Source organism: Parabacteroides caeci (genome assembly GCF_023656795.1).
Lineage (GTDB): Bacteria > Bacteroidota > Bacteroidia > Bacteroidales > Tannerellaceae > Parabacteroides > Parabacteroides segnis.
This window is the reverse complement of sequence record NZ_JAMOKT010000051.1, coordinates 1-16,619: the sequence shown is the minus strand read 5'-3', so window position 1 is coordinate 16,619 and position 16,619 is coordinate 1. Positions and strand designations below refer to the sequence as shown.

Here is a 16,619-nt window from a genome sequence, read left to right as displayed (position 1 = left end):
ATGTTCCTTTTGTATTATCAGAACAAAGGTACAAATAATCGGAAGAAATAAGAAATACTGGCTTCTGTATATATCCGGAGAAGGCTTTTATTTATCTTCTTTCTTTGGAATATAATCTCCCAGGTTGATCTTTATGTTAGTACGCTGGCAGGCTCCTAATATGCCGGTGCCGTTATTTACATTGGTATAAACACGAAGCGGTTCGGCCAATCCTATGTTAGATAAGCTGCCGGATAGAGTGCTGGCACTGATTTTTTCCAATGATAACAAATATTGATAATAAGATTCGGAGAGAGAATACAAGTTAATACTTCTTTCTTTCAAATCCTGAACACTATAATGTGCCTGTATCAGTTCTTTTACCTGGATGGTATATTCTTTTCCATCAATAAGTTCGTCGGTAAATACACGACCGCCCCGTCCGTCTACGCCGTCATAGCCTAACGTCCCGTCGATAGTGGAATTTACACTGTTGAATATGGGGTCGATATATTGAATGTCTCCTTTCACCCATAACTGATAGTAATTCGCTTTACCCGGTGTGTCCCTGAAGGTTATGTAATACTGAAAGGCATAATACTCATTATTATAAGTTATATTGCCAGGGGTATTATTTTGTATGCTGTAAGGATCTCCGGTTTCTTTCCGGCAACTGACCTCTATCTTTTCGATCGGAACCCGTTGAGGAACGACGTCTTCTGCCCATACAGATCCATATTCGGGGGTGGTTGCTACAATTTTGACTTTATCGCCAGCTTGCGGAATAATCGTCGATACGAAAAAGGTATCTGGTGTGTGATATTCGTCGACACTATCCAAAGCCTGCCATCTCATGTCTTCTTTGTAAGTCCCGTTTATATAAAGTTCAACCTTTGCATTTCTTAATTTTATACTTGAAATTTCTGTTTGCCCGTTCCAGCCATTGTATTCAGGTTTGAGATTGTCCAGATCTGAGAAAAAATAGGTGCGGGTAATGCTCGCCCGGATAACGGTATCGGGGGATATAGGGCAGTTAATGACGATTTTAGGGGTAGTACGATATTTCTCCACGTCAATTTCGCGGTAACAGGAAGTCAGGATAGATATGAAGCCTGACAGGACAGATAACAGAAGTATTTTTGTTTTCATCTTATTCAGAATTTATAGGTGTATGAAACCGATGGTATGATAGGCAGAATACTCATCGTTTCGAAATAACAATCATAATTATACCAAAAACGCTTTTTTAAGGTAATCGCATTCATATGGCAATATACATTATATATACTGAAATTCCAGATTCCCATGCGTCCATTCTTTTTAGGACGATAAATATTGATACCCAGATCAAGCCGATGATAAGCCGGCAGGCGGAAATTATTGCGTTCGGTGAAATATTCAAGTCCTCCCGGTGTATCCATAAACGGAGGAATGGGAGCTACGTCGGAAGGAAAATGTGCCTGTCCGAGGTCTTCGTAATTTTCGAAAGAAGCGGTAAGGCGGTTTCCTGTCATAAATGTCCAGCTGCCGGTTAATTCTATTTTGTCGCTTAGTTTCCAGTTTGCTACGACATTCAGTTTGTGACGGTTGTCAAATTTGGCAGGGAAACGTTTACCCTCATTTATTTCAGCAAACTGGCGGTCTGCCCACATCAGTCCGTATCCCAACCATCCTGTGACACGTCCGGTTTCTTTCCGGGCAATCAGCTCTACCCCGTACGACCATCCTTTGCCCTGGGCCAGTTTATCTTCCCAACCGATGAATGACGGGAGGAAATTATAGCCGTCTTTATAGTCGAGAATATGATTCATCCATTTATAATAACCTTCTACTGAGAAAGAATAGTCGTTGTGCAGATTGTAATAGGCGCCGGTCGATACCTGGTCGCTGACCAGTGGGCGGAGTTTTTTACTAACCGGCATCCAGGTATCTGTCGGCAGACTCATATAACTTTCGTTTATCTGGTGAATGTACTGGCTCATCCGGGCATAGGATGCTTTCAGGCTTAGATGGGGGTTAACCAGGAAGCGGGAAGATATGCGGGGTTCCAGCGAAGTATAAGTTTTTTGACGGACATTGTAAAGACTGAAACGTATCCCGGCATTCAGGCGGATAAAATGATTGACTGTCCAGTCATCTTCTGCATAAACAGCCAGTTCATTTGCCGATAAGGTCTCTTTCACATCTTTGACTTCCAGTTTCTCATAATCGCCGGTCACTTCATTTTGGGTATATTCCGGACGGAAATGATGATAGATGTAATTGCTACCGAAACGGACATGATGGGCGGGAGCGGGCAAATAGTCGAAATTCATCCGGAAACCCAGGTCGTTGATACCATTTTCAATCGATGTATTTCTTTTACTTTTCTTATATTCCTCATCGTCTTTTTTACCTGTTTGGTTTTCCTCTATTCTTCTTATGGAGGAATTATAACGTGTGTAATAAGCCGAAATATTACTGAACATTTTATGATTCATCACATAAGACCATCCGGCGGAGGCAACGGTATTTCCCCAGCGTAATTTCCCGATATCTTTCGATTCGTAGTAGAGATTGTCATCACTCGTTTTATAATCGGTACTTCCTCCTTTTAGAAAATCTTGTCCGAAATAAAGGTTGACATATCCTTGGCTATGGTCATTGAAGTGATGGTTTACCTTCATGTTGAAGTCGGTGAACGCATATCTTCCCGTTCGTTTTTTTCCATCCTTTTTCTCTATCCTGTTCCAGATGGCAAGTGCCGGGGCTGTCAGCACATCGAACCAGGAGCGGCGCAGGGATGCATTGAATGATGTTTTATCTTTGACGAGCGGACCTTCAAAATTGATGTTTCCGGAAGTGAGGCCCAGCATAGCACTGCCATGATATTCTTTCATATTCCCATCTTTGGTATGTACGTCGACTACGCTTGAAAGTCTTCCTCCGTAACGGGCGGGAAAAGCTGATTTGTAAAAATCGACATCTTTCAGAGCCTCGGCATTAAAAGCGGAAAAGAGTCCTCCCAGGTGGTTTACTTGGTAAAGGGGAATGCCGTCTATCATATAGAGGTTCTCATCGCCATTGCCACCCCGGACGTACATACCTGCCAAACCTTCCGTTCCTGCCGAAACGCCCGGCTGTGTCTGCAAAGTCTTGATCACGTCCGATTCTCCGAGAAGGGTAGGAATTGATTTTACTGTTTTCTGTGAAATCTTCAATGTCCCCATCTGGGGAGTATATACCGGATTTTGTGAAGCATTTGTTCCGGTAACGACTATTTCCTGAAGTTCTTTACCGCTTTTGAGCAGTATTTCCATGACCGTGTCTTTTTTCAGATCATTAAAATGATATGCGAAACGCTGGTAGCCAATATAAGAAGTTTCCAGTTGGATATCACCTTGTTGTACGGTCAGACTGAAAAAACCATGGTTATTGGTTGCTGTTCCTTCCTGGGTTTTGGGATTGTAGACGGAAGCACCGATAAGGTATTCGGTTGTATATTGGTCGCGGATAAAGCCGCTGATCGTAACGAACTTGCTTTTTCTTCGTAAGATAATAAATTTTCCTTTTATAGTATAGGTGACGGAGAGATCCCTGAAAAGCATATCAAGACAGGTACGCAACGGAACCTGATTTACCTGCAATGTTACTTTCGGAATATCTTTGATAACCGAAGATTCGTAAGAAAAGGACATCTCTGATTGTTTTTCGATTATCGCAAGTGCTTCTGGTAGAGGGAGATTGTTGATATTCAATGTGATAGTAGGTACTTTGTCGGCCTCGGCAGCATTTGCCGGATACAGTATACCTAGTGACAACAGCAAGATAAACGATTGGATAAATAATTTCATTCTATTTCATCATAAATGATTAATGTGCCAGGATAAAGAATAATATATATTTTTTCTGTTAAACCAGATGAATAAAATACAGGAGGGGCAGATAATCCTTTAATTCTTTGCGTAAAATCTTTAAAGCCTGCTGTATCCGATAATCTATGGTTTTGCTCGAGACTCCTGCCTGTTCAGCTATATCCTTGTAACTCATGTGCTGGAACCTGTGCATGACAAATGCCTGGCGGTAGCTGTCCGGTAATTTATTTATAGCTTTTTTGAGCAATTCCCTTAGTTCTGTAATCTGGTAATAATCGGTCTCCTGTAACATTTCCTGCATCTGCTCGAAGAAGACGGTGTCGGCTTTACTTTTTGCTTGTAGACTGGCTATTTTGTTAATTGCTCTATTATATATTATTTTAAACAGATATTGGCTGAGTGATTTTTCGATAACCAGCTCTTTGCGGGATTCCCATAACCAGAACAGAACATCCTGGACAATCTCCTCAGAATCTTCTAATGAAATAAATTTATGGCAATATGCGCACAACATCGGGTAATATTTCCGAAACAAGAAAGTATATGCTTCCCTGTCTGACTGACGTAATGCTGACAAAAGAAAATTCTCATTCTGGTATTGTTCGTTATGTATACTCCCTTTCATATGTTTTTCTTATCTAAGAGCAAATATCATAATTTTTTTTGAAAAAAGTCGATTTCTGTTTAGGAACTCACCCGATCCCACCTGTCATAATAATAAAAGGTGATTTTAATGAGCGAGAAGAATATAGATATTGTAGAGGAACTTCTTCCCCGTTATTGTGAAGGCAATGTGTCTGCGGAGGAAAGGGAGAAAGTTGAAAAATGGATCCGTCAATCCGAAGAGCATTATAAAATAGCCCGGCAGATACAACTGATCTATTTGGCATCGGATACTATCTCTGTCATGGATCGGGTAAATACGGACAATGCTTTATCCAAAGTAGACAATCGTATTTTCAGAAGCCAACTAAAGGCGTTGTTTATATGGGGGCAGCGGGTGGCTGCCATATTATTCATCCCGTTGCTGGTTGCTTATCTGTTGCAAGTACTTATTCCTGAAAAACAGGATATCCGTATGTTGGAAGTCCGGACAAATCCGGGTATGACGACCAGCCTGACATTACCGGATGGTACAAAGGTTAATTTGAATTCCGAGTCTTCACTGGTATATCCGGAGAGTTTCGAAGGGGAATTCCGTTCGGTCCGCTTGGAAGGTGAGGCTTTCTTTGAGGTCGTAAAGAATCCGGAAAAGCGGTTTGTTGTAACCACTCCTCACAATGCCAGCGTGGAAGTGTTGGGAACTTCTTTTAATATGGAAGCTTTTAAATGGGATTCTATTGTCTCAACCACATTGATCAGTGGAAAAGTCGCTTTTATTTCCAACTCCGGACAGGTGAATATGAAACCAGGTGAAAAATTGATTTATAATATCCAGACGAATCGGTCGGATATATATCAGACAAGCGGAGAAGCTGAGATATCCTGGAAGGATGGAATGATTATTTTCAAGAAGACTCCTTTTGAAGAAGCATTGCGTATGTTGACAAAGAGGTTTAATGTGGATTTTGTAGTGTCAAATAATAAATATGTAAAAGATTTTTTTACCGGATCATTTACCAATCATCGATTGGAACAGATATTAGACATATTCAATGCTTCTTCCGGAATTAAGTGGCGTTATATTCCGTCGGAAAACAAATTGGATAGAAAAAGTAAAGTAGAAATCTATTAAAAATGAAAGCGTATGGCAAACGGACCTCCTGAAACAAAAACATTCGGATAAATATTGGCGTATTTATCCGAATGAAATGAGTTAACTGAAAGAAACCTGTTTGGCGACAGGTTCGTATCAAATCATTTTTTCCTTAAAAAAGTATACAAAGTTATGCAAAAATTATCTATTACCCAATTTCGGTGGGTGACAATGTCACTTGGGTTAACCTTAAAAAAGATTCCATTGGTTATGAAACTGTTTTTTGTCTTTATGCTAAGTTCAATTAGCTTATTACATGCCTCTGGTAGCTATGCACAAACTGCCCGGATAAGTTTGGAAACGAAAAATCAAACAGTGCAGGAAGTGTTGGAACAGATAGAAGCGAAGAGTAATTTTTCTTTTTTTTATAACAATCGTCATGTCGATTTGAATCGTAAAGTATCGGTATCTGTCGACGATGCTGATATATTTAAAATACTGGATGCCGTTTTTTCCGGGACCAATGTTGGTTATTCAGTAGTAGAGAACCGTATTGTATTATCTGTAAAATCATCAAATCCTGTTATTTCCCAAAAAGGGAATAAAATTACAGGGACAGTTGTCGATGCAGCCGGTATACCTATTATTGGAGCCAATGTAATGGTAAAAGGAACGACAAATGGAGCTGTTACAGATATAAACGGAAAATTTTCATTGAATGTAGAAAAAGGCGATCTGTTGGAAGTGTCTTACATCGGTTATCTTTCATCTGAAATAAAGATTGGTAATGAACAGTCATTGGCTGTTACATTAAAGGAAGATACTAAAACATTGGATGAAGTAGTCGTTGTCGGATATGGTACCCAGAAAAGAGGGAACCTGACTGGTTCTATTGCTACGGTTAAAAGTAAAGAAATGACAGTGGCTCCGGTTTCCAGTACTATAAATAGTTTAGGTGGTAGATTGCCTGGGTTGGTATCTCAGCAGACAAGCGGACAACCAGGGGCGGACCAGGCAACAATTAGTGTGCGTGGATTTGATTGTGCTATTTGGATTGTAGATGGAATAGAAATGGATTTTAATCGGATTGATCCGAACCAGATCGAGTCTATTAGTATATTGAAAGATGGTTCAGCTTCAATTTATGGAGCTCGTGCCGGAAATGGTGTTATTTTGGTAACCACAAAGAGAGGGGTACAGCAAAAACCAACAATTTCTGTAAATTCTTCTATAACATTTCAGGGTATAACAACTATGCCTAAACCGGTTTCTTCTGGTGATTATGCAACTTTGAGACGGGAGGAATGGCTCCAGTCTGGTAAACCGGAATCAACAGCTCCCTATACGGAAGAACAGATACAGAAATTTTATGATGGAACAGATCCACAATATGTAAATACTGATTGGTATAATGAGTTGATTAGAAATTGGTCTCCGTTGAACCAACATAATATATCGGTGCGTGGAGGTAGTGAGAAGATTAAATATTATGGCTTTTTAGGTTATTTAGGTCAGGAATCTATTTGGAAACATAATGGTGGAAATTATAAACGTTATAATTTGCAATCAAATATTGATGCTAGTATCACTAGCCAATTATCCATGCAATTGGATTTGTCATTTATTAAGTCAGATAATATGACGACGATAAGACCACAGAATAATGCTGGAGTATGGCAGGATCTTTGGAATACGTTGCCTGTTTATCCAGCTCATTTACCTGATCCAACGAAGATCTCTTATGCGGACGGGAAAGGTACAGGAGGAGCTCACGTTACTTCCAACACAGAGTTGTCAGGATATCAAAATGAAGAGAAACTTAATTTGAATGGAACAATTGCTTTAAAATATGCATTCAAACATATAAAAGGACTTTCTGCTAAATTTTTATTAAATTATTATGATCAAATTAGTTATGTAAAACTATTTAATAGACCTTCAACTTTTTATAGATATGATGTGGCTAGTGATACATATATAAACGCTGGAGGTTTTGGAAATTCAGCTCAATTGACACAACGGGATGATCGTAGTAAAATGTTAACTCGTCAATTTTCGGTTAATTATGATAATACATTTGCCGAAGATCATTCACTATCTGTTTTAGCTTTGTATGAAGCCATTGATTATTCGGGTAATTGGATGTCTGCAAGTAGAGAAGATTTGTTAACTCCTTCTATTGAAGAATTGTTTGTGGGTAATACGGAAACAATGAAAAATGATGGAGCTTCTTCTGAAATGGGACGTAAAAGTTTTGTAGGCCGATTTAATTATTCATATAAAAATAAATATTTATTGGAAACGACTTTGAGAGCCGATGCTTCAGCTAAGTTTGCGCCAGGACATAGATGGGGTATTTTTCCAAGTGCTTCTGTGGGCTGGAGAATATCAGAAGAATCTTTTATGTCGAATACAAAATCTATTGTAGATGATTTAAAAATCAGGGCAAGTTATGGACGTTCCGGAAATGATGCAGTAGGTAATTTCCAATATTTATCAGGTTATAAGTTGAACGGTTATTATTTGTTGGGAGATAAAAGCATGTTGGGAATTGCTACAACAGGGTTGGCTAATCCCAATTTAACATGGGAAAAGTTTGAAATATGGAATGTCGGTTTGAATTATTCTTTCTTGAGTCGACTTATTTACGGAGAAGGTGATGTTTTTTACAGGAAAAGATCGGGGATTCCGGCAACAAGAACAATGAGTATGTCTCCTACATTTGGAGCAACTTTCCCTCAAGAGAATATTAATAGTCTAAATGATAGAGGGTTTGAATTTATGGTTGGTAGTTCTAAAAGTTTTAAGAATTTCAGCTATGATATCAGTGGTAATATTTCTTGGTCAAGAGCCAAATGGGATCATTATGAAGAACAAATTTATACAGATCCGGATCAGAAAAGAATTAATCAGAAATCTGGACAATGGGTAGACAGGCAATTTGGTTATATATCTGATGGATTATTTACTTCTCAGGAAGAGATCGACAATTTGGATTTTGATCAAGATAATAAGCAGAATACATCTTTACGTCCTGGTGATATTCGGTACGTAGATGTAAACGGAGATAGAGTATTGGATTGGAAAGATCAGGTTGAAATAGGAAAAGGAACGATGCCTCATTGGATGTATGGTTTAAATGTAAATCTTAAATATAAAGATTTTGATTTAGCAGCTCTTTTCCAGGGAGCTTTTGGATATAGTAGCTATATCTCTTTATGGCATAATACATTGACATATCCTCAAGAACTGTTCGATCTTCGTTGGAGTGAAAATAACAATGTGGCTGATGCTCTTTATCCACGTTTGGGGGGAGCGGCAACAAACGGTCATATGTCTGATTATTTTTATAAAAAAGCAGGTTATTTGCGTTTGAAGTCATTTGCCCTTGGATATAATTTGTCTAAAGAGCTTTGTACAAAGTTATTAATACAGCAGTGTCGAGTTTATTTTGCTGGGACCAATTTGTTTACATTTGACAAATTGAGTAAATATCATATTGACCCGGAAGCTCCTTCCGGACAGGGAGGTTTTTATTATCCTCAGCAAAAAACACTTTCTGTTGGAATTAATTTGTCGTTCTAATTTTAAATGCTAATCAAATGAAAAAATATTTTTATCGATGTTAATTATTGCTTCATCCTTTGTTTCTTGTTCTGATGTATTGGATAAGACTCCTTTGGATATTATTTCTGATGAAGCTGTATGGAATGATGAAGCTTTGATAGAAGCTTATCTGGTTCAATGTTACTATCATATGTCTTATTTTGGTAATGAAAGTGTTGGTACTGGATGGCAAGGAGATGCTTATTTTCCTGCATTTGTAGTAAATCATGTTTCTGATGAATGTTTATCTTTATGGAGAGATTGGGGAGAAGCTATGGCTGGATATAATTATAAATTCGGCGGATTGAAGATAGGAGGCGGTTTGTTGGAATGGTGGGGATATGATCCTATTCGTAAGATCAATGAATTTATCGAGAAAGTACCAGACTCACCATTAAGTCAAGAACTTAAAGATACCCGAGTGGCAGAAGCTCGTTTTTTGAGAGCCTTTTCTTATTTTGCCATGGTAAAACGTTATGGCGGTGTTCCTTTGATCCTGAAAGCACAACAGTTGACAGATCCAGAGGAAGAGTTATTTCCTAAACGAGATACAGAAGAAGCTGTTTATAGTTTTGTAATATCAGAAATTGATGAAATTGTAAATGACTTACCAGAAGAGATAGCGAGTACAAACCTGGGGCGTGCAACAAAATATGCAGCTTTGGCATTAAAGTCACGGGTTGCTTTATATGCTGCTAGTATCGCACAGTACGGAAAGGTACAATTGGATGGAGTAGTGGGAATTCCTTCAGAAAAAGCTAAAAATTATTATCAGATATCTTATGATGCCTCCAAAGAGATTATAAATAGTGGGAAATTTGCTTTATATAATCAGGATGCCGATAAAGTAACAAACTTTAAAAATATATTTTTAGTTGAGAATAATAGTGAGGTTATCTTTGCTAAAAGACATGATAGTTCCAACGGTTTGATCACAGGTGGAAATGGATGGGCTGTTGATTTCTTCCAATGCCCTCGTCCTCAAGGTTGGAACAGAGGTAACTTGGATGCTCCTTATCTGGAGTTGGTGGAAGAATTTGAATATATGGATGGTACTTCCGGAAAACTAAATCGTGCAGAAGTGGAGAATGGTCTGTGGACTATGGATGAGTTGTGGGGGAGAAAGGATCCTCGTTTCTTCGCAACAATATATACACAGGAAACACCTTGGAAGGGTAGCTTTGTGGACTATCATAACGGTTTACTTTTACCGGATGGTACAATCATGACAAAGGATTCTTATAACGGGGTATTGTGCACTGGTGATCAGGATCTGGAAGGAACTTGTTTTGGTGTAATGAAATATCTGGATGAATCTCATGATAATATGGGAGGAACTAATGCTGCATGGGCAACTTCTTCACAAGATTTCTTAATATTCCGGTATGCAGAAACTTTATTGAATTTAGCTGAGGCGGCTTATGAATTAGGTAAAAAAGGCGAAGCATTGGATGCTATTAATCAAATACGAGAACGCGCAGGAATTGCTTCGTTGAAAGACATTAGCCAGGATAAGATACGTCATGAAAGAAAAGTGGAATTAGCATTTGAAGGACATCGCTATTGGGATGTTAGACGTTGGAGAACAGCAACGACAGAATTATCGAGAAGTTTTTCTGGTCTTCGGTATATCTTGGATTATTCCAGCTATATGAATGGAGAGAAAAAGTATAAATTGGAAATTTTGGATAATATAGATGGAAGTGTTTCTACGCCATTATTTAAAGAGGAAAATTATTATTTGCCTATAACTTTGAGTAGAACTTCTAGTAATCCTAATATGGTTGAGAATCCTGGATATGAGTAAATGTTAGTAAAGACGGTCAGTTTCAGGTAATGAATCTGAACTGATCGTTTTTATGAAAGTAAAAAATATAAAAAATGAATCTGAAAGTAGTTATTTGTTTGATAGTGCTGGTTTTTACTGTTTCGTGCATGAGCCAGGCGAAAGATGTGGATGATGAAATTACAGTAGCGTGTTATTATTTCCCTAATTATCATACACGTGATACAACTGATTTGCGTATTAGCCGTCAGCATTTTGAAAATTGGTCGGAATGGGAGTTGGTAAAGAATGCCAAACCTCGCTTTGAAGGACATTATCAGCCTAAAGTACCGATGTGGGGGTATACCGATGAGAAAGATCCTAAAGTGATGGAGCAAAAAATACAGGCTGCATCGACACATGGTATCGATGTGTTTATTTTCGATTGGTATACTTATGAAGGGAAACCTTTTTTAAACCGTTGTCTGGATGAAGGTTTTCTGCATGCATCGAATACAGATGCCATTAAATTTGCACTCATGTGGGCGAATCATGACTGGATGGAACTATATCCTTATACAGGTGGTAATAAACATGATTATTTATACGATGGAAAAGTTACTTCTGAAATGTTCGATCGTATTGGTGATAATTTGGTTGAGCAATATTTTACCAAGCCAAATTATTGGTTGATAGATGGAAAAGCTTATTTTTCTATCTATGATATTCAAAATTTTATCAATAGTTTCGGGTCTTTAGAGGCTACAATAAAGGAAATGAAAAAATTGGACCAGAAGGCTGTTGATGCCGGATTGAAGGGGATACACTGGAATCTGGTCGCTTGGGGGACGGCTATTTTACCCGGTCAGGAGGCACCACTTAATAATAAAGAATTATTAGAAAAACTTAAGTTTGATTCTGCGACATCTTATGTTTGGATTCATCATGCCGGGTTGCCAGAGCTTGAAACTGATTTTAATTATGTCAGGGATAAATACATGGAACATTGGGATAATGCTAAAAAAGAGTATGGAGTCCCTTATTATCCGAATGTGACTATGGGATGGGATCCGAGTCCGAGAACAAATCAGGAAAAGGAATGGAGTGGTAGCAAGTATGGTTATCCCTATACGAACACTATGTCGAATAATACTCCGGAAAATTTCAAAAAAGCATTAGAAATGACTCGGGATAGATTATTGGCAGATCCTGATGGCCCTCGTATTTTAAATATTAATTGTTGGAATGAATGGACGGAAGGTAGCTATCTGGAGCCTGATATGAAAAATGGAATGTCCTATCTGGAAGCGGTTAAAAAGGTTTTTAAATAGAGATATAACAATGAATATATCAAAGAAAAACACATTTCTGATTGTAACATGTAGTTCACTGGTTTCCTCAATAGTTGTCGCTCAAAATATCTCCGAAAAAGATATTCATCCTGAATGGTTGAAAAAATACAGTGATAAGGAAATTTATGACATGTTTGATAATCCTCCTATGTTTTATGCACCTCACACCTTTTGGTTTTGGGACGATGTGATCAGAGACGAACATATGGCAGCCTCAATGGCTGAAGAGATGACCAAACAAAAATTGAATCCCGGATATGTACATCCCCGTTCCGGATTTGATAATACGGTAACAGCGCTTCCAGTTGAACAATACCTTGCTGAACCCTGGTTCAACAGCTTTAGTAATGCACTACAAAAAGCAAAGGATAACGGATTAACACTCGGATATTGTGATGATTATAACTGGCCAAGCGGGCAAGCAGCAGGTAAGATTCTGCAAAAGCATCCGGAACTGGAAGCGACCTATCTTTCTCCAAAGCGTTATTATGTAGAGGGGAAAACAGAGGTAAAGTACGACTCGGTTGACTTTGCTGTTGCCGGAAAAGTGGTTAACAACCAGCTCGATGCCTCATCATTACGTGTTATAGGTGAAGGGAATAATATCAAATGGATCACTCCTTCCGGTGATTGGATTATTTATACATATACAATAAAGAAACATCCAGGTGTTGATGGCGGTAAAGTAAATTATCTGGACCCTAAATTAATGGAAGTATTCATACCAATGGTCCATGAACAATACGACAAACATTTCAAAAAAGATATGGGCCGTAGTATACCGGGAGTATTTGTCGATAATGAAGGCGATTACGGATGGAAGATGGCCTGGTCCGAACATTTGGCAATCCAGTATCAGAAGAAAAAGAAACGTGATATAAGAACATGGTTGCCCTTATTAACTGAAAAAGACAAAGACGGTTTGTTTGTTGTGGCCCGATGTGACTGGTTCGATGTGGTTTCGGATGTATATAATGAGTGTTATTTCGAACCATTGGTTAAATGGCTGAAAGAACGTAATATGTATTATATTTCCAATTTGTGGGAAGAATCGTTACAGCTTCAGACAATCGCTGTCGGTGATTTGATGAAAACGACACGCTGTGTAACAATGCCCGGTAACGACTGTCTGGAAATGAAATCTCAGGATGTACATGATTTTAAAGAAGTACAATCTGTTGCAGAATTTGAAGGCCGTCCTTTTATGAGCGAGATCATGGGAGTAGCCGGATGGATACAATCTCCAGAAATGATGAAAATGACCATAAACTCAGTCACTTCATTTGGTGTTAGTCATGTTGTTCCTCATGGTATTTATATGAACAGGAAATTGGAGACAATCCCTTTTCCCAGTGACTGGTTTACAGGAAATCCCTATTGGAACTATTTATCCCAATGGACTGATTTTGCCAGACGTGCCGCCTTCATTACCTGGCAAAGCAGTCTGGTGGCAGACGTTTTGCTTGTCCATCCGATTGAAACCGCCTGGTCTTTTTCAGAAAACTATTTTTCGGAAGAAAAAGGTGTACAGAATGCACCGTGGGACCCTCGGGTAGTTGAAACGGATCAGGTCTATTCGGATGCCATGAGAAAGATGAATCAGGAAAATATTGACTTCTTGATAGCCGACAAATATTATTTATCGAAAGGTACAATACAAAAATCCGGTAAAAGTACAACAATAACGATCAATAATCATGATTTTAAGGCAATCGTACTTCCGGTGACTTATATTATTCCTCAGTCATCATTCAAAAAAATCGTTGAATTTGCCAAACAGGGAGGGTTAGTCGTTTTATTGGGTGAATTACCTCAGGGTTCTCCTGAAAAAGGACTGAACGATAAAACAATTATGACCCAGGCTAAAGAATTAAAACAACTTCCGAACGTTATTAATTTAGCATCCGATAAAGACAAAATGGAAGCTATGATCACAGTTTTGAATGAAAAGATGGCTCCTCAGATACGTCTTGAAAATTCCGGTAGATTATATACAGCTCAAAGAAAGGTCGGTAATACCAACTTATACTGGTTTGCAAACAATACCGATACATTAAAACATTTCACCGCATGGCTCAGAGATGGAAAAGGAGTTGCTGAAATATGGGATTGTGAGACAGGTCAGAAAAAGAATATTCCATCGTCAACAGAGAACGGATATCAGAAAGTATCCCTGACATTGAATCCGTTTGAAGCTTATTGGCTGGCTTTTGATCCGGATAAAACAAATTCAACAGAAGTGAAGCCGGATATCACCACCAAAGAGAAACTGGTCGATACCACATGGAGAATAAGTTATCCGAATGAAAATACTGTTTATAAAACAACGGCAAAAGTATTATATTCAGATAGCCGGTTGAAAGAAAATGAGTTTTTACGATTAGGATATGACGACTCCAACTGGAAATATTATTCCCGCCAAGATGAAAATAATATTAAAAGCATCTATGGCTATTGGAGAATGAATATTCCTGTAGGAGCAAAATCGGTTATAGTTCCATCCTATATGTTAGGAAAAGAGGTTTGGCTGAATGACGAAAAGATAAAGGTAACAGATACTTTAATGAATCTGGCTTCGGAATCGAAATTGCTATCGTTTGTAGTAAACCGGAAAGAAGAAAAGATCGCTGTTGCTCCTTTCAAATTTACAGTTGGTACGGAAGAGAACAAAAAACTAGCTTCCTGGTACACCTACGGGCTTCAACAATACACTGGATTTTTAGAATATGAAACTTCCATCACGATAGACGATGTATCTTCATCAGTCTTCCTCGATTTAGGTGAAGTAAAATACATGGCTGAGGTTTTTGTTAATGACCAATCTGTAGGAGCTCGTTTATGGCCTCCTTTCAAATTTGATATTTCCAACACATTAAAACAGGGAGAGAATAAAATCAGGATAAAAATAGGAAACCTGATAGCCAATAAAATGTGGATGAAAGAGGATATGGGTAAACTCCGCACCTGGGGATGGAGAGGGATACCTGATCTGAACCAATACGATGCAGGACTGTTTGGACCGGTAAAATTGGTTTTTATTTCTAAGTAGATACTAAAAGAATGAAAATATGAAAAATCGATTGTGTTTATTATTTGTGTTTTTGTGTTGCTCTATCCTTTTGTTTGGACAAGGAAAGAAGCAGAAGTATGATATAGCAGCATTCCTCTATCCAGCGTATGCTTCCGATGATCCGCGTTTGCGTCCGTTTTGGCCAATGGGGATAGGTGAGTGGGAAACTGTTATGACGATGCAAAAGAGAAATCCCGGACATTATTGGGACCGTAAACCTCTGTGGGGGTATATTAATGAAGCAGATCCTTCGGTTATGTCAATGGAAATAGAACAGGCAACAAAGCATGGTGTGAATGTTTTTATTTTTGACTGGTATTGGTATGATGGTCGTCCGTTTATGGAGACAACATTGGATAATGGTTTCCTGAAAGCTGATAATGTGGATAAAATGCAGTTCTATCTGATGTGGGCAAACCATGATGTGGTGAATGTCTGGGATACCCGTTTGGCCAGAGTCAAAGAAGATAATGTAATCTGGACCGGCAAGGTGGATCGTCAGGAGTTTGAAAAGATCTGCAAACGTAATATTGAGAAATATTTCAAACATCCTCAATATTATAAGATAGATGGAAAACCTGTTTTTATGATTTACGATATACCACAGCTGATAGCAGGTTTGGGAGGAATCGAAGAAACAGCAGATGCTTTGGAATGGTTCAAGAAGGAAACGAAGAAGGCCGGATTCCCAGGACTTGAGTTGCAGATAACGATGTGGTCCATTAATATGAACTATAGTGGGTTCGATGCCGGGAAAACAACGAATCCCGAGAATTCGTTTGTGAAGAAATTAGGATTTACTAGCGGAACTCATTATCAGTTTGCCCATTTTACGAATGTAAATGAAGATTATAATGTAATTATGGACGCTGTTGAAAAAGAATGGGAACGCATTGATTCTTCTTACGACTTTGCTTACTATCCTCATATAAGTGTGGGATGGGATAATAGTCCCCGTACGGGTGTAAGTGCAGTTGTGAAGAATAATACACCCGAAAATTTTGAAAAAGCACTTCGTCGTGCTAAAGCTTTTGCCGACCGGCATCCGAAGCAGAAACCGCTGATAACCATAAATAGTTGGAATGAATGGACGGAGACTAGTTATCTGATGCCTTGTAATGTATTTGGCTATGGTTATTTAGAGGCAGTTAAAAATGTATTTGTTGATTCTAATTCACTAGTGTCCCGTTAAAATCGGGACGAGTTATTAATTAATCAAATAATCCCGGAATAAGGGGATTAAATTGTTCTTTGACATCATTGAAATTAGTCTTATTAAACAGCTCTTGTAAATGCG

9 protein-coding genes are annotated in these 16,619 nt (G+C 38.5%); 6 read left to right on the top strand and 3 right to left on the bottom strand.

The window, feature by feature from the left end; genetic code table 11:
- Positions 1–87: 87 nt before the first annotated feature.
- The 3 genes from NBH15_RS21365 to NBH15_RS21355 are packed head-to-tail and all read right to left on the bottom strand — an operon-like array spanning position 88 to position 4,458.
- Positions 88–1,128, bottom strand: coding sequence for a DUF4249 domain-containing protein (locus NBH15_RS21365; RefSeq protein ID WP_250823495.1), 1,041 nt, complete (start codon positions 1,126–1,128; stop codon positions 88–90).
- A gap of 5 nt (positions 1,129–1,133) precedes the next feature.
- Positions 1,134–3,812 carry a TonB-dependent receptor domain-containing protein gene (locus NBH15_RS21360; RefSeq protein WP_250823494.1) on the bottom strand — a complete coding sequence of 893 codons (2,679 nt, stop codon included), beginning with the start codon at positions 3,810–3,812 and terminating at the stop codon, positions 1,134–1,136.
- 58 nt (positions 3,813–3,870) lie between these two features.
- The gene (locus NBH15_RS21355; protein WP_129698704.1) at positions 3,871–4,458 is read right to left on the bottom strand and encodes an RNA polymerase sigma-70 factor; all 588 of its coding nucleotides are present in this window, start codon (positions 4,456–4,458) and stop codon (positions 3,871–3,873) included.
- 108 nt (positions 4,459–4,566) lie between these two features.
- Here NBH15_RS21355 and NBH15_RS21350 point away from each other — a divergent pair, with 108 nt between their 5' ends.
- From NBH15_RS21350 to NBH15_RS21325, 6 genes are all read left to right on the top strand, one after another.
- Complete coding sequence (locus tag NBH15_RS21350; protein WP_250823493.1) at positions 4,567–5,568, top strand: FecR family protein; 1,002 nt, start codon at positions 4,567–4,569, stop codon at positions 5,566–5,568.
- A 153-nt stretch (positions 5,569–5,721) separates the two neighbouring features.
- Positions 5,722–9,114 carry a TonB-dependent receptor gene (locus NBH15_RS21345; protein WP_250823492.1) on the top strand — a complete coding sequence of 1,131 codons (3,393 nt, stop codon included), beginning with the start codon at positions 5,722–5,724 and terminating at the stop codon, positions 9,112–9,114.
- Positions 9,115–9,151: 37 nt separating this feature from the next.
- Entirely contained in the window at positions 9,152–10,942 is a 1,791-nt protein-coding gene (locus NBH15_RS21340) for a RagB/SusD family nutrient uptake outer membrane protein (RefSeq protein WP_250823491.1), read from the top strand.
- Positions 10,943–11,016: 74 nt separating this feature from the next.
- On the top strand, positions 11,017–12,231 hold the full coding sequence (locus NBH15_RS21335) for a glycosyltransferase WbsX family protein (RefSeq protein ID WP_250823490.1): 1,215 nt from the start codon (positions 11,017–11,019) through the stop codon (positions 12,229–12,231).
- Between the two features lie 10 nt (positions 12,232–12,241).
- Entirely contained in the window at positions 12,242–15,301 is a 3,060-nt protein-coding gene (locus tag NBH15_RS21330) for a glycosyl hydrolase (RefSeq protein WP_250823489.1), read from the top strand.
- Between the two features lie 19 nt (positions 15,302–15,320).
- Complete coding sequence (locus NBH15_RS21325) at positions 15,321–16,514, top strand: glycosyltransferase WbsX family protein (RefSeq protein ID WP_250823488.1); 1,194 nt, start codon at positions 15,321–15,323, stop codon at positions 16,512–16,514.
- Positions 16,515–16,619 lie beyond the last annotated feature (105 nt).